We start from the raw sequence: 17,846 nt of genomic DNA on the forward strand, positions 1-17,846 counted from the left end.
AACAAATGGCTGGCAGATCTGGCGCTAGAGGCCGGGGCTTCGGTAGGAACTTCAACTACCAGGAGTGGGCCGCTGGTGGGTTCCAGTTCGACGAGCCTGACGCGATACCCCAAGAACCAGAGGAAGCCGAGGACGCACCCCACGATGAGCGGGTTACAGGGCAAGGGCTAGGCGATATGTCTCAGCGTGAGGTGGATGACTCGTCGTCGTATCCGTACGACGACGTGCCGAACCGGTTCGACATCGACGGGTACGGCACCGGGTTGTTCGGTGGCCCCGGTGCGGACCTCTTCGGCCAGCACGAGATGCCGGACGCCGTGCCGGAACAGCTGCCGTACACCACCGGGCCGCAGCCGGTGTACAGCACCGGTGCGCAGTTCGCTGTGCGTCCGGAGGAAACTTCTTCTGCGGACTCGGGTTCACTGGTGCGGCCTTACACGCGTACCGGTGGACGCACACGACCCGACTACGACCTTGCGATCGAGGCGCTGATCTCGACCAGCGAGCGTGGCCTCGAACGGGATGCCGCGGTTCTGCCTGAGCACAGGTCGATCTGCGGGCTGTGCGTGGACACGCGGTCGGTGGCCGAGGTCGCGGCACTCCTACGCTTGCCTCTTGGCGTCGTGCGGGTGTTGATCGGCGACATGGCAAGCATGGGATTGGTTTTGATTCACCAGGGCGGTCTGGTCGTGGGGGACCGGCCTTCCATGGAATTCCTGGAGAGGGTGCTCAGTGGGCTTCGCAAGCTCTAGTCCCCAGGGCGCCGAGGGCGCACGGAAGCCGACGACGTCTGCCAAGATCGTGGTGGCGGGTGGCTTCGGTGTGGGCAAGACGACGTTCGTCGGCTCGGTGTCCGAGATCGTCCCGTTGACCACCGAGGCGGTGATGACCGAGGCCAGCGCGGGGGTGGACGACCTCTCCGCCACGCCGAACAAGGTCACCACGACGGTCGCGATGGACTTCGGCCGCGTGTCGCTCGACAGCGACCTGATCCTGTACCTCTTCGGTACGCCGGGTCAGCACCGGTTCTGGTTCATGTGGGACGACCTGGTGCGGGGTGCCATCGGCGCCATCGTGCTGGTCGACACCCGCCGTCTCGCCGACGCGTTCGCGTCGATCGACTTCTTCGACGACCGGCAGCTGCCGTACGTCGTGGGTGTCAACTGCTTCGACGGCCTCCTCCACCACAGGCTGGAGGACGTCCGCGAGGCGTTGACGATCGACGAGTCCGTGCCGATCGTGACGTGTGACGCCCGGAACCGGCAGTCGACGAAGCAGACGCTCATCACACTGGTGGAGCACGCGATGCGCCAGTGGATGTCCGTCCGCGCCGGCTGATCTCCTTCACCGGGGACAACCGCACAACGTGAGACGAGGCGAGCGCCACCTTCGGGTGCGGCGCTCGCCTCGTCGTTGCGGTCTGATCAGATCCGGGTCACCTCGTCCTGATGGCCTCCTCTCCGCATGGTGCGCAGCTCGTCAGATGTGCAGCTGGATCAGGTTCGGCAGCAGGCAGACGCTGAGGATTCCCAGAGCGGTGATGTTGGGGCAGCCCGACGGGCCGGCCTCGTCGGGGCAGTCGTCGTCTTCGTCGTCGCCCTTGGGGTCGTCGGTCAACGCCGCCGTGTCGTCGGTGACGGTGACGGCGGCTTCGAGCACCGGTGCCGCCTCAGGCTCCGCTGCCTGAGGTGCCGGAGGTGCGGCCACCGCGGGTGCGGGCGGCGCGGCCACCTCGGGTTCAGCGGCCGGTGGTGGCGCGACGGCGACAGCCACCGCGGGTGCGTCGACCGTTGCTGCGGCGGAGGCGTCGACGCCGATGTGCGTGAACGGAACGCCGACCGACGCGTCCGCCCAGACCGACGCGTGGGCGACGTCCATCGCGAGCTGGATGCCCTCGTTGGAGTCGAGGTCGAGCGTGATGCCGCTGCCCGTGTTGAGGCTCGCGCCCGCACCCAGGCTGACCGGGATCGAGTCCACGTTGTTGTTGTAGGCGCCGACGGTCACGTTGACGTTGTTGTCCGCCAAGATCTCGATGATCGGGTCGGCCTGCGCTGTTCCTGTTGTGAACGGCAAGGCGAACGCCAAAGCCGTTGCGGTGAGGACTGCTGTTCGCGCCCACCGGGTGATGGCCATTTGCGCTGCTCCTCCTTCGTCGAGGGAGCGTCGTGAAACGCTCACGCCACTCGACGCTAGGTCGCTGACCAGCCACGTAAGGGTGGACGTGCGGATCTAACGGGGGATGACCGAGCGTCAGCCCTCGTCGACCAATGCGGCGGACGTGATGCGATGCAGAGGGAACCTGAGCACCTCTCCGTAGCTGTGGTCGTAGCCCTCGAGCACACCCCCGCCGACCACGTGCGGCTCGATCACGCGCTGTGCGGCCGTGCCGTGGGAGTCGACGAACCCGACGAGCACTCTCCGTCGCGCCCGTGCGGCCTGCTGGAGCAACGACAGGGTGGCGGACGGCCCGGCGCCCAGGTGTCCGGGGACGGCGATGCGTTCACCCCGTGGTGTCGCGGCGGCACGATCTCCCGCCCGGACCAGCCGGACGAGTTCACCCAACCGCTCGTCGGCCTGCACAGCGGGTGACGCGACTTTGCGGGCGGTCCGCTGCCGCGGCGTGGTCCGGCGCCCGCCCGGTCGCAGGTCGAGGACCTGGCCGTCGGGACCCTCCGCCGCCGGGGCGAACCCCGCGGAGCGCAGCCCGTCCAGCACGTCCGCCAGCGGCAACGGGCTGACCAGCACGGTCGGGGCGATCCGGCGCAGCTCCAGCCGCGCGGCCTCGGGGTGCGCGAGCACCTCGCTGATCAGCACCGGGTCGTCGCACCGCAGGAACGAGCCGGCGGCGCCACCCCGCAGCCTGCCGTGCCTTCGTGCGGCGTCGTCGATCAGGTAGCTCAACGACTGCGGTACGGGCGTGCGTGAGCGGATCTTGAAGAGTTCCTGCAGCTCATCGGCGGTGCGTCCGGCGTCGAGCGCCCGGCGGACCGTGGTCTCGCTGATCCGGTAGACCGTCGCGCTGCCCGCCGACTCGACGTTCGCCACGAGCGCCAGCTCGTCCGCGAGCTCCGGCTCGAGCCTGCCGGGCGCGATCACGGTGAGGTCGGCCTGCACCAGCACGTGGTCGAGCGGGGCCGGCAGCGCGTCCCCGAGCGACTTGGCGGCGTGGCCGGGGCCCTCGTCGAGCAGCACGCGGCCCGCGCTGGTGATCGCGCCCAGCGCCAGCACGCCCACCGCGGTGCCCTCCTCGATCGTCCAGCGCACCAGCTCGTCGCGCTGCCGTCCGCCCCGGCGCGGTGCCCGCCAGCCGAGCAGTGCGGCCAGGTCGGCCGGGTTCGTGATCGCCGTGCCCTTGGGGAACGCCGCCAGCGCGTCGAGGATCCACCGCCGGTCGCGCGGTGCCTGCGCGCGGCGGATCTCGTCGGTGAGCGGGGTGAAGAGCCTGTCCTTCTCGTCGCGGCGGCCGATCAGCGCGGGCAGCCTCGGCAGCTCCAGCCAGGCGTGCGCGATCGTGGCCCAGCGGACCTCGGCGGTCGCGGCGAGCCACACGTCGGCCTTGGTCGTCGGGACCCACTCGGGCTCCGCGGCCTCGGTGTTCGCGGCGAGGTCGGCGCCGACCACCAGCTCGATCAGCAGCGCGGCGCGGCGTTCGTCGACGTCGAGGTCCTTCGCGACTTTGCGCAGCTCGCGGACACCCAGCCCGCCGGTCCGCAGCACCGCGGGCGGTTCGGCCGACCAGCTCGAGATCAGGTTCTCGACGTGCCGGACGAGCTCGAGCGCCTCACCGCCGCCCGTGGCGTCGATGCTGGACTGCTGGAGCGTGCTCGTCTTCGGCTTGGGCTCGGTGGCCTGGATCGGGCCGAGCGGCCGTTCACCGCGGAACTGGAGCGCGATCTCCCGGGGCAGCTCGACGGTGCCGGGGTCGCGCCGCAGCAGCAGGCCGCGCGCGAGGAGGCGTTGCACCGGCGTCTCGGCCTTGTCGAGCGGCACGACCCGCGAGGCGTCCTTGGTGTCGCCGATGGGAGGCCCGGCGGCGAGCTTCTGCAGGACCCGCTGCTCGCCCTCGGTGATGCCGTGAAGGTCGTAGGACTGCCCGGTCGACCGGCCCAGCCCGCCGGGATACGTGCCGAACGCCTCCCGCGTGACCGGAGGGACCGACATCGCGTCCTCGTCGCCCCACAACAACGCGAGGGACCTCAGCCTCGTGACGGCGAGCTTGAGCGGCTTGGGCTTCACGTCCGGTCCGAGCACCGCCGCGAGTGTGGCCAAGGCCACGGGCTCGGCGTCCGCACCCTGCACGACCAGGCCTTCGAGCACGGCCAGCGTGAACGTGTCGAGGTCCTCGCAGGCGCGCGCGATCGACGCCCTGGTGCCGACCCGTGTCGCGAGCACGGACATATCGGCAGGTGGGGGCGTTGCCAGGTCAGGACGCGCGCGCAGCAGTGCCACCAGAGCGGCGTCGTCCTGCGCGCGCAGCCAGTCGGCGAGAGTGATGCCGGACATTCTCACCACGGTATATGGGCCGGTGGAGAACTCATCGTGCTCTGTCACACTTGTCGCGTCATTGGGCATCACCGAGGAGGAGAACGTGGCGAAAGGACGCCCTGGACGGGTCGACCCGCACTGGCCGGAGGGCCCGGACGGCGGCCACCCCGTCACCGAACTGACCAGCGACACGCAGGGTGCGCTCTCCCCGTTCGGCACGGTGACGTTCCCGTTGTCGGCGGAGGACCTCGGCTACACGCACCCGGTCACCGAGATCAACAAGTCCTGACTCTCCGTTTGTCAGGCAGGTCTTAAGACTGTCGAGTCGCGTGAGTACCGCAAAGGGCCCGGGGATAGGCTCACTTCCCGCTTGAGCTGCACTTCGTGGGAGGAAGACGATGCCGGTCCCCGGCCCTGGGTACTCGATCACCGTTCGCCTGGAGGCGCCGCCGTCAGCGAGCGCCGCGGGTGACCTCACGACGGCGGTCGGCCGCGCGGGCGGGGTGATCACGGCGTTCGACGTCGTGGAGTCGCACAACGACCGCGTCGTCATCGACCTCACCTGCAACGCCCTTTCCGCAAACCACGCGAAGGACATCACCGACACGCTGGAGACGTTGCCCGGCATCGTCGTCCGCAAGGTGTCGGACCGCACGTTCCTGGTGCACCTCGGCGGCAAGATCGAGATCGCGTCGAAGGTGCCGCTCCGCAACCGTGACGACCTCTCCCGCGCGTACACGCCGGGTGTGGCCCGCGTGTGCGAGGCGATCGCCAAGAACCCGGACGACGCTCGCCGCCTGACCATCAAGCGCAACACCGTCGCCGTCGTCACCGACGGTTCGGCCGTGCTGGGCCTGGGCAACCTCGGTCCCGCCGCCGCGCTGCCGGTGATGGAGGGCAAGGCGGCCCTGTTCAAGAAGTTCGCGGGCGTCGACGCCTGGCCGGTCTGCCTGGACACCCAGGACACCGAGGAGATCATCCGCGCGGTCGAGCTCATCGCTCCCGTGTACGGCGGCATCAACCTCGAGGACATCTCCGCGCCCCGCTGCTTCGAGATCGAGGCCCGCCTGCGCGAGAAGCTCGACATCCCGGTCTTCCACGACGACCAGCACGGCACGGCGATCGTCGTCGTCGCCGCCCTGCGCAACGCCCTGCGCGTCGTGAAGAAGGACATCAAGGACTGCCGCATCACGGTCTGCGGTGTCGGCGCCGCCGGCTCCGCGATCATCCGGCTGCTGCAGGCCCAGGAGCCCGGCGACATCATCGCCGTGGACGTCGACGGCATCGTGCACCGCGACCGCCCGGGCCTGGACTCGAACCTGAAGTCCATCGCGGCCACGACCAACAAGGACAACCAGTCCGGCCGCCTGCACGACGCCCTCGTCGGCTCAGACGTCTTCATCGGCGTCTCGGCCCCGAACCTCTTCGGCGCCGCGCAGGTCGCGACCATGGCCAAGGACGCCATCGTGTTCGCCCTGGCCAACCCGGACCCGGAGATCGACCCGATGGAGGCCCAGCAGCACGCCGCCGTCGTGGCCACTGGCCGCTCGGACTTCCCGAACCAGATCAACAACGTGCTGGCGTTCCCCGGCGTGTTCCGCGGTCTGCTGGACGCGCACGCCCGGACCATCACCGACGCGATGCTGCTGGCCGCCGCGCAGGCCATCGCCGACGTGGTGGACGGCGACCGCCTCAACGCGTCGTTCATCGTCCCGTCGGTCTTCGACAACACGGTTGCTCCGGCCGTGGCCGAAGCAGTCCGGAAAGCGGCGACCTCCTAGAGGATTTGGACACGGGCCGTCGCCTTGGACCAGGCATACGATCTCGGTATGACCAAGCAGTTCACCCACCTGGACTCACAAGGCGCGGCCCGCATGGTCGACGTCTCAGGCAAGGAGCAGACCACCCGGACGGCCGTGGCCACCGGAATCCTGCACACGACCGCCGAGGTGGTCGAACTGCTCGGCTCGGACGGCCTGCCCAAGGGCGACGCCCTGGCGACCGCCCGGATCGCGGGCATCATGGCCGCCAAACGCACCTGGGAGCTCGTTCCCCTCTGCCACCCGATCTCGTTGTCGTCGGTGGTCGTGGACCTGGCACTGGCCGACTCGGCCGTGCTCATCACGTCCACGGTCCGCACCACCGACCGCACGGGCGTCGAGATGGAAGCCCTGACCGCGGTCTCCGTCGCGGGCCTGACCCTGCACGACATGGTCAAGTCCGTGGACCCGGCCGCCACCCTGGACGCGGTCCGGGTGGAACGCAAGGAAGGCGGCAAGTCGGGCCTGTGGGAGCGTCCGTGAAGGCAGTGGTCGTCACCGCCTCCAACCGAGCGGCGGCGGGCGTGTACTCCGACCGCAGCGGCCCGATCATCGTCACCTGGCTCACCGAACGCGGCTTCACGGTGTCCGACCCGGTCGTCGTCCCGGACGGCGAGCCCGTCCGCGAGGCTTTGAGCTCGGCGGTGTCCGAGGGCGCGGATCTCGTCCTGACCACCGGCGGCACCGGCATCAACCCGACCGACCGCACCCCGGAGGCGACCCGCGCGGTCCTGGACTACGAGGTCCCGGGCCTGGCCGACGCCATCCGCATGTCCGGCTGGCCCCGAGTGCCCGGCTCCGTGCTGTCCCGCGGCGTCGCCGGTGTCGCGGGCCGAACCCTGATCGTCAACCTGCCGGGCTCGACCGGCGGAGTCCGGGACGGCCTGGACGTGCTCTCCACCGTCGTAGAACATGCCCTGGACCAGTTGCGCGGAGGTGACCACAAATGAGTGTCGTCCTGAGGGCAGTCGTAACCGAGGAACCCCTCTCGGTAGCCGAACACGAAGCCCTGGTCACCTCGGACCGGGCAGGCGCGATCGTCACCTTCTCCGGCGTGGTCCGCGACCACGACGGCGGCCGCTCCGTCCTCGAGCTCGAGTACCACTCCCACCCCACCGCGAGCGACATCGTGGCCGAGGTGGTCGAGTCGCTGGCCGAGAAGTACTCCGGCGTGCACGGCATCGCGGTCTCGCACCGGGTGGGCCCGCTGAAGATCGGCGACGTGGCTTTGGCCTGCGCGGTGGCCGCGGAACACCGAAAAGAAGCGTTCAGCCTGTGCACGGACCTGGTGGACGAGGTCAAAGCACGCTTGCCGGTGTGGAAGCGCCAGGTCTTCTCAGACGGCAAGGACGAATGGGTCAACTGCCCCTGAAAACGCAGGCAGGGACCTCACCGTCGGGGGGTAACGGTGAGATCCCTGGTCCTGCGTCAGCCCGAACTCTGCGGGCCGACCGTCACTCGTCCGATCCTCAGATCAGGATCTTGGCGCCCGGGAAGATCAGGTCCGGGTTCGTGAGGAAGTCCTTGTTCTTCTCCACGATGGCCTGCCAGCCGCCGGCGACCTTGTTCTCGTCGGCGATCTTGGACAGCGTGTCGCCGGCCTTGATCTCGTAGTTGCCGCTGGGGTTCGACGTCGAACCCGCGAGGGCGACGACCGGCGCCTGCTGCACCGGGGCAGCGGCGGTGCGCTGCTGCGGCGCAGCCTTGCGCTGCGGCTGCGCCTGCTGCTTCGGGGCCGGCGCGGTCTTGCCCACGTAGGCGCCGATGCGCTTGCTGCACGACGGCCACGCGCCGGGGCCCTGGCCCGCGAGCACGCGCTCCGCGACAGCGATCTGCTGCTCACGGGAGGCGTTGGCGGGGTTGCCCACGCCGCCGTGGCCATTCCAGGTCTGCTGAGTGAACTGCAGGCCGCCGTAGAAGCCGTTGCCGGTGTTGGCGGCCCAGTTGCCACTGGCCTCGCACTGCGCGAGTGCGTCCCAGTCCATTCCAGGGGCGGCGCTGGCGGTGCCAACGGCCAAGCCCAGAGGGGCGCCGGCGATGATGCCGACAGCCGCGACCTTGGCGATAGTGCGAGCGGCGGAACTCTGCTTGCCCTTGTTGCCTCGGTTGAAAGCCATGTGCCTCTCGGTCCACCACACCTGCGGCCAGGAACTCGGGTTCGGGGCCCGGTGCGTTCCTGCGTCCCAGTCCGGCGGTATCTCTCGCTCGGGGTTGTTCCGGAGAACCCTCGGACTGGGTTCGGTGCTGGTTCTCCGGTCGTGCTCGTGGCCGGTCGGGGCCAGCCGAGGAGCGACGGTACGTAACCGGCAGAGCCCTCACCAAACGTATCAAGCTGTGATGCGCATCACAGTAACGTTCTGACACGTTGTGCAGAAGCTACAAAACCGCAGCTCAGAACCGTCGTTATCGGTCCGTATCCGTTCTGAGATCGACCGAGATCTATTACGGAAAGTGAGGCGTGGCTCACGTGGTTTCGGCCATCGGAGACACGCTGCTCACGGTCGGGGGACTCCCTACGATCAACTCCATGGGGAGGATCGACGAGTTGCGCGCGGCACTGGCCGCCACACCCGGTCAGCCGGTGTCGTTCGACGATCTGATCGACACCGTCTGGGGTGCCGACAAGCCGTCGAACCCCAAGGGTGCGCTGCGCAACCTCGTGCAACGGCTGCGCGCGACCGACCAGGTCGTCACCGAGCCGTCCGGCTACCGGCTCGTGATCCGCAAGCCCGGCCCCCGCCAGTTGCCGGCAGACCTCCCGGACTTCGTCGGCCGCGCCGGCGAGATCGCCGCGGCCCTCGGCTCGGCGGCACCGGTGCTGGCGATCACCGGGCCGCCCGGTGTCGGCAAGACGTCGCTGGCCGTCCACCTCGCCCACCGGCTGAGCGAGCGGTTCGCCGACGGGCAGCTGTACGTGAACCTCCGCGCGTTCTCACCGACCCCACCCGTCACGCCGGAGCAGGCCGTGTCGCGGTTCCTGCGCGCGCTCGGCGCCGAGGAGATCCCGGTCGATCTGGCCGCGCAAACCGAGCTGTACCAACAGATGACCGCTGATCGCGCCGTCCTGGTCGTGATCGACAACGCCACCCGCGAGCTGCTCGCCCCGCTCCTGCCGGGCGGCCAGCGCACGAAGGTGATCGTCACCAGTCGCACCGACCTGCCCGAGTACGAACAGATCAGGATCGGCGTCTTCGACCACGGCGAGGCGCAGGACCTGTTGGCACACCTGGACATCGGAGGCAGCCGAACCGAACGGGCCGAGCTGGCGCGGCTGTGCGGGCACCTGCCGCTGGCGTTGCGGATCGCCGCGGCGAACGTCGCGGACGGCCACCTGCCCGACTACCTGACCGAGCTGCGCGGCGACGACCGGCTGAGCGCGTTGGAGATCGAGGGCGATGCGGCGGTGTGGGCGACCTTCGACCTCTCCTATCGCGCGCAATCCCTGACGGCACAACGGTTGTTCCGGCTGCTCGGGCATGTGCCGGGGCCGGACTTCGGTGCGGGCGGTGCGACCGCGTTGCTCGGCGAGGACGTGGCGGAACCGCTCGGACAGCTCGTCGACGCGAACCTCGTGCAACGCGCGGAGGACAGGTACTCCCTGCATGATCTGCTCCGTATATATGCGATGCGGCTCGGGGAGCCCGAGCTCGGCCGTCTGCACGACTACTACCTCGTCAACGCGGACGCGGCGGGCCGCGCAGTGCACCCGGAGTTCAGCAGGTTGCCGTTGCCGCCGATCGCGGACGACGTGCCCCGGCACGACCTGTCGGACACGTCCGCGGCGCTCGCCTGGCTGGACTCCGAACGGGCGGGCGTCGTGGCGGCGATCTTCGCGGCTGCGGACCAGCCGGTGACGTGGCAGCTCGCCGACGCCATGCGGGCCTACTTCTACTTCCACAGCCATCTCGTCGACTGGGTCGCCACGGCTCAGACAGCACTGCGCGCGGCCAGGCAGCACCGGGACCGCACCGCCGAGGCCACCATGCGAGGCTCGCTCGGCCTCGCGCACTGGCGCGGTGGCCAGTTCGCGGAGGCGCTGACCGAGTTCGAGGCGGCCGTGGAGGTCGCCAGGGCGCTCGGCGACGAGCAGGTGCTGGGTGCGTTGCTGATCAACCTCGGCATCGTGAACTGGGAGTACGGCCGCCTCACCGCCGCTGCCGGCGCACTGAGCGAGGCGTTGCAGATCATGGGGGAGGTCCCGCCGGCGCTCTACAACCTCAGCGGCATCTACATGGACCTCGGGCCGCTCGACCTCGGCATCTCTTACGCCGAGAAGGTCGCGAGGCTGTCGGTCGAGCAGGGCATCCCGCGCGGCGTCGCGTTCGCCGAAGGGCACCTCGCCGACGGCAACCTCCTCGTCGGCGACATAGATCGCGCCGCCGAGCACCTCGACGCGCTCACGCCGATGCTCGACGACCGGTCGCTGGGAGCCGTGTTCATCCTCCGCACGTTCGACACCCAAGCGTCGCTGGACCTGGAACGCGGCCGTTTCGCCGAGGCGGAGGCAGGTGCCCGCCGCTCACTCGAGCTGGCGATCGAGAGCGGCGACCCGAAGTCGGAGTGCGACGCCCTCAACACCATCGGACGGGCGTCGTGCGCGCAGGGCCGGTTCGAAGAGGCGGTGACGCACCACCAGCAGGCGCTCGAACTGTGCCGCAAAGTCGGCTTTCTGCGAGGTGAGGTCGGCGCGCTGACCGGTCTCGCCGTGGCTCACCGCGCGCTCGGGCACCTCAGCGACGCCTTCGCGCACGCCGTCGAGGGCGTCACCGCGGCCGAACGCGGGCAGCTGCGCGTCTGGCAGGTGCCCGTGCTGGCCGAACTGGCCGAGATCCACCGGGACATGGGCGAGGTGCGGGAAGCGGAACGGTGCCGCTTGGGCGCGCTGGAGCTGGCCCGCGTGACAGGACGCCGGGCGTGGGAGCGGAAGCTCGCTCAGCCGCCCGCGAACGGCGGCAGCACGTCCAGCTGAGAGCCCGCCGGCACACGCACGGACGTGTCGCGCACCGCGACGCCGTCCAGCAGGAAGCTGGACGCGGCGAGGACCTTGCCGAGCTGCGAACCGTGCCGTTCGCCGATAGTGCTCACCACGAGTGCCACGGTGGGTTCGGAGGAGTCGAGCAGCAGGTCCTCATCGGCCATCCCGGCCGCCGCCCTCGCCCCCGCGAAGTAGCGGATCTTGACCGCAGTCACTTCAGCCTCCGATTGCGCTCATGGGACGGTCGGGCTGGTGGAAGCCCGCGTCGTTGATGCCGTGGCCTGCCGCCTTGGCCCACATCGTGGCACGCCAGGCGTCGGCGATCGCCTCGTCGGGGCTGCCGTCGCGCAGCAGCGCCCGCAGGTCGGTCTCGGTCTGGCTGAACAGGCAGTTGCGGATCTGGCCGTCCGAGGTGAGCCGGGTGCGGTCGCAGGCGGCGCAGAACGGCCTGGTCACCGACGCGATCACGCCGACCACCGACGGGCCGCCGTCGACGAGCCAGCGTTCGGCCGGCGCTCCACCGCGCGGGGTCTCCTCCGGCGTGAGCGTGTAGGCGGACGAGAGCATCGTGAGGATCTCGTCGGCCGTGACCATGTTCGTGCGCGTCCAGCCGTGCTGCGGGTCGAGCGGCATCTGCTCGATGAACCGCAGCTGGTAGCCGTTCTCGACGCAGAACCGCAGCAGCGGGACGGCCTCGTCCTCGTTGACCCCGCGCAGCAGCACGGAGTTGACCTTCACCGGCTCCAGGCCCGCCTCGCGGGCGGCGTCCAGGCCGTCCAGCACGTCCGTGATGCGGTCGCGCCTGGTCAGCGTGGCGAACCGGTCGGGGTCGAGGGTGTCGAGCGAGACGTTGATCCGGTTCAGGCCGGCGTCCTTCAGCGACTGGGCGCGCCGGGACAGCCCGATGCCGTTCGACGTCATCGACATGCGCGGACGGGGCTCCAGCTCGGCGGTCGCGGCGATGACGTGCTCCAGGCCGCGTCGCAGCAACGGCTCGCCGCCCGTGAAGCGGATGTCCGTGACGCCGAGGTCGACGACCGCGATCCGCATGAGGCGGATCAGCTCGGCGTCGCTGAGCAGCTCGTCCTTCTGCAGCCAGTCGAGGCCCTCGGCGGGCATGCAGTAGGTGCAGCGCAGGTTGCAGCGGTCGGTGAGGCTCACGCGGAGGTCCTTCGCGACCCTGCCGAACCTGTCGACGAGCAGCGGCGAGTCAGGTCGTGCGGACGCGTCGGGCGTGCCGCGCACGATCGGTAGTCCCAAGTCCACTGCTGTCACCCCAACAAGAGTAATGAACATCCTCTTGTGGATGACGCTACAAATAGGGTTTCTCACGTTCCGCCCGTTTGGAGCACTGTCACAAGGAATTGTCTTAGTGGCTAAGATGTTCAACATGGAACCCGAGGCGCTCGAGAGGTTCACCTGGTACATGCGCGAGATCAGCGCGATGACCGTGATGTTCCACTCCAGGGTGGCGGGCGAGATGGGCCTGTCCGCGACCGACGAGAAGTGCCTCGACTTCGCGTCCAGGGCGAACGGCCCGCTCACCGCCGGTCGCCTCGCGGAGCTCTCCGGCCTCTCGACCGGTGCGGTCACGGGCGTGATCGACCGTTTGGAACGGGCCGGGTTCGTCCGCCGCGTCCGCGACCCGCACGACCGGCGCAAGGTCCTCGTCGAGCTCACGCCTGCCGAGTTCCAGAAGTACGGCCACCTCTTCGAGGCGGCGCGGGACAGCCTCGTGGAGGTGCTCAGCCACTTCCGCGACGATGAACTTCAGGTGATCGAGCGTTATCTCAAGCTCCAGGTCGAGACGTTCCGCAAGCGCGTCATTGATACTTAGATCCATGTGGCACTACTTGATGGACATGGACGGTGTTCTGGTTCACGAAGAGCACCTGATCCCCGGCGCTGACGAGTTCGTCGCGGAGCTGCGCGCTTCCGAGACCCCGTTCCTGGTGCTCACGAACAACTCCATCTACACGCCACGGGACCTGCGCGCGCGTCTGCAGCGCACCGGCCTGGACATCCCGGAGAAGTCGATCTGGACGTCCGCGCTGGCCACGGCCCGCTTCCTCGACTCGCAGCGCCCCAACGGCTCGGCGTTCGTGATCGGCGAGGCCGGCCTCACCACCGCGCTGCACGAGATCGGCTACGTGCTGACCGACCGCGACCCGGACTACGTGGTGCTCGGCGAGACCCGCACCTACAGCTTCACCGCGATCACCAAGGCCATCCGCCTGGTCGAGGAGGGCGCGAAGTTCATCGCGACCAACCCGGACGCGACCGGCCCGTCCCGCGAGGGCTCACTGCCCGCGACCGGCGCCGTGGCGGCGTTGATCGAGCGCGCCACCGGACGTGAGCCCTACTACGTCGGCAAGCCGAACCCGTTGATGATGCGTTCGGCCCTGCGCGCGCTGGGCTCGCACTCGGAGAACGCTCTCATGATCGGCGATCGGATGGACACGGACGTGCGTTCGGGCCTGGAGGCGGGCCTGTCGACGATCCTCGTGCTCTCCGGGATCTTCACCGCCGAGCACGCCGAGATGTACCCGTACCGGCCGACGCGCGTCCTCAAGTCGATCGCCGAGCTGGTCGGTCACTCCCAGGACCCGTTCGGCGAGTGGGACGGCTGACGTTCGGACGGCGGCAGGCGGCGTGCACCGGGGCCTTCGCGGCCCAGCACGTCGCGCGGGTTCCTCAGGTGGCACGTCCGCAGTGAGAGGCAGCCGCAGCCGATGCAGTCGTCGAGGGTGTCCCGCAGCGCGTGCAACTGGGCGATGCGTGCGTCGAGGATGACGCGCCACCCGGTGGACAGGTGCGTCCAGTCCTCGCGGGTCGGGGTGCGTTCGCTGGGCAGCTGGTCCAGGGCTTCCCGGATCGTCGCCAGCGGGATGCCGACGTTCTGGGACGTCCGGATGAAGGCGACCCGGCGCAGGGTGTCCCGGCTGTAGCGGCGCTGGTTGCTGGTCGTGCGGGTGCTGCGGATGAGGCCTTTTCACTCGTAGAAGTGCAGTGCGGAGATGGCGACACCGCTGCGTTCGGCGACCTGTCCGACGGTGAGCTCGTGGAACGTCGTGCGGGCCCTCGGCATGGGCGGGAACGTAGCACTTGACCTCAACCAAAGTTGAGGCCAGAGGATCGCGTTCGTTCACCCAACGCGATCAAGGAGCATCCGTGACCTCCGTTCTCGTCATCGGCGCCACCGGCAGGCAGGGCGGCGCCGTCGCCGAGCTGCTGCTCGACCACGGCCACGACGTCACCGCCTACGTGCGCTCGCCCGAGTCGCCGTCCGCGCTCGCACTGTCCACCGCCGGCGCACGACTGGTCACCGGCGACCTGGCCGACTCCGAGGCGCTCGCCGGCGCAGCCAGAGGCGTCGACGCGATCTTCGGGCTGTCGGTGCCGTTCGGGTCCGGCGGGAAGGACGAGGAGGTCGCCCAGGGCCGACTCCTGGTCGACGTCGCCGCGAAGACCGGCGCGCACCTCGTCTACTCCTCGGTGCGCGGTGCCGACCGGATGGCCGCGACCGACATCGACCACGCCGACAGCAAGCAGCTCGTGGAGGCCCATCTGCGTGATCAGCAGGTCCGGGCGACCGTGCTCGGGCCGGTGTACTTCATGGAGAACGTGCTCAACGTCGGCTTCAGCCGTCTCACCGACGGCGTCCTGGCCAACCCGCTCTCCGCGGGCAAGCCGCTGGACCAGGTCACCGTCCTCGACATCGCGGGCCTCGCCGTGCTCGCCGTCGAACAGCCGGACCGGTTCGCCGGCAAGCGGATCGACCTCGCCTCCGACCGGGTCACCGGCGAGCAGGCGGCCCGGATCCTCGGCGACGTGCTCGGCCGCGAGATCCCCTACCGGCAGATGCCGTTGGACCAGGTCCGCCAGTGGGCAGGGGACGAGATCGCCGACATGTTCGGGCGGTTCGAGGACAACACCGACTTCCTCGACATCGAGACCCTGCACGCCGAGCACCCCGATGTCGCCTGGCACAGCTATGCCGACTGGGCCCGGACGATCGACTGGGACCGCGTCCTTCGGCACCCGGCGACGGCATGAACCGCACCTGACCACTGACGCACGAGGACAAATCACCTATCGTCGCGGTCGTGGACACGGATCGACGCTCGATGTACGTCGTGGGCGACGTGCACGGGCACCTCGCTGAGCTGACCAGAGCCCTGCACGTCGCCGAACTGTGCGACGAGGAGGGGCACTGGACCGGCGGCGAGTCCGAGCTGTGGTTCCTCGGCGACTTCGTGGACCGCGGCCCCGACGGTGTCGGCGTGATCGACCTGGTCATGCGCCTCGGCGACGAGGCGGCCGAGGCCGGTGGGTCGGTCAACTCGTTGATCGGCAACCACGAGGTGCTGCTGCTCGGCATGCACCGCTTCGGCGACGAGCAGGTGCCCGACAGCGCGGGGCCGCGGTCGTTCGCGCGCAGCTGGCTGCTCAACGGCGGGCTGCGCAGCGACCAGGACCGGCTGACCGACGAGCACGTCGAGTGGCTGACCTCTCGTCCGGTGCTGAAGCTGCGCGACGACCACCTGCTGATGCACTCCGACACCGTGGCCTACCTCGAATGGGGGGCCTCGATCGAAGAAGTCAACGAGGCCGTCCGCCAGGTGCTCAAGGGCGACGATCTCGTCGACTGGTGGGAGTGCTGGCGCAAGATGACGACCCGGTACGCGTTCCGCGGTCCGCAGGGCCCGGAAATCGCGGACGAGCTGCTCGCGACCCTCGGCGGCACCACGATCGTGCACGGCCACAGCGTCATCGCCGATCAACTCGGGGTGCCGCCGGAGCAGATCGACGGGCCTCTGGTCTACGCCGACGACAAGGTCCTGGCGATCGACGCGGGCCTGTACAGCGGCGGTCCGTGCCTGGTCGTCCCCTTGCCATACGCGCAAGCCTGACTACCGTCTGGTGGATGACCGCCAGCTACTCCTCGGGCACGTCCGCCGCCCCGCTGCTGGGCGACACGATCCACGCGAACTTCGCCGCGACCGTCGCGCGCTTCGGTGACCGCGAGGCACTTGTCGACAAGGCCACAGATCGACGGTGGACGTACGCGGAGCTGTCGGCCGAGGTCGACCGGGCCGCCGCCGGGCTGCACTCGCTCGGTGTGCGCAAGGGAGACCGGGTCGGCATCTGGGCGCCGAACTGCGCGGAGTGGGTCTTCGTGCAGTACGCCACCGCCCGGATCGGCGCGATCCTGGTCAACGTCAACCCGGCGTACCGGGTGCACGAGCTGGAGTACGTGCTGAACCAGGCGGGCATCCACACGCTGGTCGCCGCGCGGACGTTCAAGACCTCCGACTACGCCGCGATGATCGCCGAGGTCCAACCGCGGTGTGCTGCTCTTCGGAACGTGGTGTTCGTCGACGATCCACAGTGGACCGGAACCGAGATCCCCGACGTCGAGCTGGGCCGCGACGACCCGATCAACATCCAGTACACGTCCGGCACGACCGGGTTTCCCAAGGGCGCAACGCTTTCGCACCACAACATCCTCAACAACGGGTACTTCGTCGGTGAGCTGATCAGCTACACCGAGGAGGACCGCATCTGCGTGGTCCCGCCGTTCTACCACTGCTTCGGCATGGTGATGGGCAACCTCGCCGCCACCAGCCACGGCGCGTGCGTCGTGATCCCCGCACCGGCGTTCGACCCGGCCGCAACCCTTGCGGCGGTTCAGGAAGAGCGCTGCACGTCGTTGTACGGCGTGCCCACGATGTTCATCGCCATGCTCGACCTGATCGACGGCTACGACCTGAGCAGTCTGAGGACGGGCATCATGGCGGGCTCGCCGTGCCCGGTCGAGGTCATGAAGCAGGTCGTCGAACGCATGGGCATGCGCGAGGTCTCCATCTGCTACGGCATGACCGAAACCTCCCCTGTGTCAACGCAAACCCGCGTCGACGACTCACTCGACCGTCGTGTTGGGACGGTCGGGCGGGTCGGTCCCCATCTCGAGGTCAAGATCGTAGACCCGGAAACGGGCCTCACGGTTGCGCGTGGGATGCCGGGGGAGCTGTGCACGCGGGGCTACTCCGTCATGCTCGGCTACTGGAACGAGCCCGAGAAAACGGCCGAGGCGGTGGACCAGGCGGGCTGGATGCATACCGGCGACCTCGCTGTGATGGATGACGACGACTACGTGAACATCACCGGGCGCATCAAGGACATGGTCATCCGCGGCGGCGAGAACATCTATCCGCGCGAGATCGAGGAGTTCCTCTACACGCACCCCGACGTGCTCGACGCCCAGGTGATCGGCGTGCCCGACGCTCGCTACGGCGAGGAGCTCATGGCCTGGGTCCGCATGCGCGAGGGCGCAGAGCCGTTGACCGCCTCGGACGTGCGCGAGTTCTGCACCGGCAAGCTCGCCCACTACAAGATCCCGCGGTACGTGCACGTGGTGGACGAGTTCCCGATGACGGTCACGGGCAAGATCCGCAAGGTCGAGATGCGGGCCAGGGCCGTGGAGCTGCTGAGCCTCGACGACAGCACCGAGCACGCCTAGAGGTCGTGCGTTCACGGAGCGAAATCGTCTCGCGGATCAACAA

18 protein-coding genes and 1 pseudogene are annotated in these 17,846 nt (G+C 69.2%); 13 read left to right on the forward strand and 6 right to left on the reverse strand.

Going from position 1 to position 17,846, the window contains the following annotated elements:
* Positions 1 to 5 precede the first annotated feature (5 nt).
* A complete protein-coding gene (locus ABZ345_RS43535; protein ID WP_359860978.1) occupies positions 6 to 752 on the forward strand; it encodes a DUF742 domain-containing protein in 747 nt (248 codons plus the stop codon).
* Positions 733 to 1,338, forward strand: coding sequence for an ATP/GTP-binding protein (locus ABZ345_RS43540; protein ID WP_093605474.1), 606 nt, complete (start codon positions 733 to 735; stop codon positions 1,336 to 1,338). Before ABZ345_RS43535 ends, ABZ345_RS43540 begins: the two co-directional genes overlap by 20 nt.
* 141 nt (positions 1,339 to 1,479) lie before the next feature.
* Here the strand turns inward: ABZ345_RS43540 and ABZ345_RS43545 are convergent, their stop codons facing one another.
* Positions 1,480 to 2,133, reverse strand: a complete 654-nt coding sequence (locus ABZ345_RS43545; protein WP_359860980.1) for a hypothetical protein — start codon at positions 2,131 to 2,133, stop codon at positions 1,480 to 1,482.
* 117 nt (positions 2,134 to 2,250) lie between these two features.
* Complete coding sequence (locus ABZ345_RS43550; protein WP_359860982.1) at positions 2,251 to 4,503, reverse strand: helicase-associated domain-containing protein; 2,253 nt, start codon at positions 4,501 to 4,503, stop codon at positions 2,251 to 2,253.
* An 85-nt stretch (positions 4,504 to 4,588) separates the two neighbouring features.
* Here ABZ345_RS43550 and ABZ345_RS43555 point away from each other — a divergent pair, with 85 nt between their 5' ends.
* The 5 genes from ABZ345_RS43555 (at position 4,589) to ABZ345_RS43575 (ending at position 7,677) form a co-directional block, all read left to right on the forward strand.
* Complete coding sequence (locus tag ABZ345_RS43555; protein WP_359860984.1) at positions 4,589 to 4,774, forward strand: hypothetical protein; 186 nt, start codon at positions 4,589 to 4,591, stop codon at positions 4,772 to 4,774.
* A gap of 109 nt (positions 4,775 to 4,883) precedes the next feature.
* Positions 4,884 to 6,266 carry an NAD-dependent malic enzyme gene (locus ABZ345_RS43560; RefSeq protein ID WP_359860986.1) on the forward strand — a complete coding sequence of 461 codons (1,383 nt, stop codon included), beginning with the start codon at positions 4,884 to 4,886 and terminating at the stop codon, positions 6,264 to 6,266.
* Between the two features lie 48 nt (positions 6,267 to 6,314).
* On the forward strand, positions 6,315 to 6,788 hold the full coding sequence (gene moaC / locus ABZ345_RS43565) for a cyclic pyranopterin monophosphate synthase MoaC (RefSeq protein ID WP_359860988.1): 474 nt from the start codon (positions 6,315 to 6,317) through the stop codon (positions 6,786 to 6,788).
* Positions 6,785 to 7,255, forward strand: a complete 471-nt coding sequence (locus ABZ345_RS43570; RefSeq protein WP_359860990.1) for a MogA/MoaB family molybdenum cofactor biosynthesis protein — start codon at positions 6,785 to 6,787, stop codon at positions 7,253 to 7,255. The genes moaC and ABZ345_RS43570 overlap by 4 nt, the downstream gene beginning before the upstream one ends.
* The gene (locus ABZ345_RS43575) at positions 7,252 to 7,677 is read left to right on the forward strand and encodes a molybdenum cofactor biosynthesis protein MoaE (RefSeq protein WP_359860991.1); all 426 of its coding nucleotides are present in this window, start codon (positions 7,252 to 7,254) and stop codon (positions 7,675 to 7,677) included. Before ABZ345_RS43570 ends, ABZ345_RS43575 begins: the two co-directional genes overlap by 4 nt.
* Before the next feature lie 97 nt (positions 7,678 to 7,774).
* Here the strand turns inward: ABZ345_RS43575 and ABZ345_RS43580 are convergent, their stop codons facing one another.
* Complete coding sequence (locus tag ABZ345_RS43580) at positions 7,775 to 8,422, reverse strand: transglycosylase family protein (protein ID WP_359860993.1); 648 nt, start codon at positions 8,420 to 8,422, stop codon at positions 7,775 to 7,777.
* Positions 8,423 to 8,832: 410 nt separating this feature from the next.
* Between ABZ345_RS43580 and ABZ345_RS43585 the strand changes: the two genes are divergently transcribed.
* Complete coding sequence (locus ABZ345_RS43585; protein ID WP_359860995.1) at positions 8,833 to 11,274, forward strand: tetratricopeptide repeat protein; 2,442 nt, start codon at positions 8,833 to 8,835, stop codon at positions 11,272 to 11,274.
* On the opposite strand, the gene ABZ345_RS43590 is transcribed toward ABZ345_RS43585, so the two are convergent.
* Positions 11,238 to 11,495 carry a MoaD/ThiS family protein gene (locus ABZ345_RS43590; RefSeq protein ID WP_359860997.1) on the reverse strand — a complete coding sequence of 86 codons (258 nt, stop codon included), beginning with the start codon at positions 11,493 to 11,495 and terminating at the stop codon, positions 11,238 to 11,240. The genes ABZ345_RS43585 and ABZ345_RS43590 overlap by 37 nt on opposite strands.
* A gap of 1 nt (position 11,496) precedes the next feature.
* Positions 11,497 to 12,555: a GTP 3',8-cyclase MoaA gene (gene moaA / locus ABZ345_RS43595; protein ID WP_359860999.1), complete on the reverse strand. Its 1,059-nt coding sequence runs from the start codon at positions 12,553 to 12,555 to the stop codon at positions 11,497 to 11,499.
* Between the two features lie 115 nt (positions 12,556 to 12,670).
* On the opposite strand from moaA, the gene ABZ345_RS43600 reads away from it, so the two are divergent.
* Positions 12,671 to 13,117 carry a MarR family transcriptional regulator gene (locus ABZ345_RS43600; RefSeq protein WP_359861001.1) on the forward strand — a complete coding sequence of 149 codons (447 nt, stop codon included), beginning with the start codon at positions 12,671 to 12,673 and terminating at the stop codon, positions 13,115 to 13,117.
* Between the two features lie 4 nt (positions 13,118 to 13,121).
* On the forward strand, positions 13,122 to 13,910 hold the full coding sequence (locus ABZ345_RS43605; RefSeq protein ID WP_359861002.1) for an HAD-IIA family hydrolase: 789 nt from the start codon (positions 13,122 to 13,124) through the stop codon (positions 13,908 to 13,910).
* Here ABZ345_RS43605 and soxR read toward each other — a convergent pair.
* Positions 13,874 to 14,368 (reverse strand): annotated as a pseudogene (gene soxR / locus ABZ345_RS43610) (redox-sensitive transcriptional activator SoxR). The gene ABZ345_RS43605 and the pseudogene soxR overlap by 37 nt on opposite strands.
* A gap of 83 nt (positions 14,369 to 14,451) precedes the next feature.
* On the opposite strand from soxR, the gene ABZ345_RS43615 reads away from it, so the two are divergent.
* The 3 genes from ABZ345_RS43615 to ABZ345_RS43625 all read left to right on the forward strand — a co-directional run bounded on the left by ABZ345_RS43615 (position 14,452) and on the right by ABZ345_RS43625 (position 17,803).
* The gene (locus ABZ345_RS43615) at positions 14,452 to 15,336 is read left to right on the forward strand and encodes an NmrA/HSCARG family protein (RefSeq protein ID WP_359861004.1); all 885 of its coding nucleotides are present in this window, start codon (positions 14,452 to 14,454) and stop codon (positions 15,334 to 15,336) included.
* Positions 15,337 to 15,407: 71 nt separating this feature from the next.
* A complete protein-coding gene (locus tag ABZ345_RS43620) occupies positions 15,408 to 16,193 on the forward strand; it encodes a metallophosphoesterase (RefSeq protein ID WP_359861035.1) in 786 nt (261 codons plus the stop codon).
* A 14-nt stretch (positions 16,194 to 16,207) separates the two neighbouring features.
* On the forward strand, positions 16,208 to 17,803 hold the full coding sequence (locus ABZ345_RS43625) for an AMP-binding protein (RefSeq protein ID WP_359861006.1): 1,596 nt from the start codon (positions 16,208 to 16,210) through the stop codon (positions 17,801 to 17,803).
* Positions 17,804 to 17,846: the final 43 nt, after the last annotated feature.

It is taken from the genome of Lentzea sp. NPDC005914 (assembly GCF_040629405.1).
Taxonomy (GTDB): domain Bacteria; phylum Actinomycetota; class Actinomycetes; order Mycobacteriales; family Pseudonocardiaceae; genus Lentzea.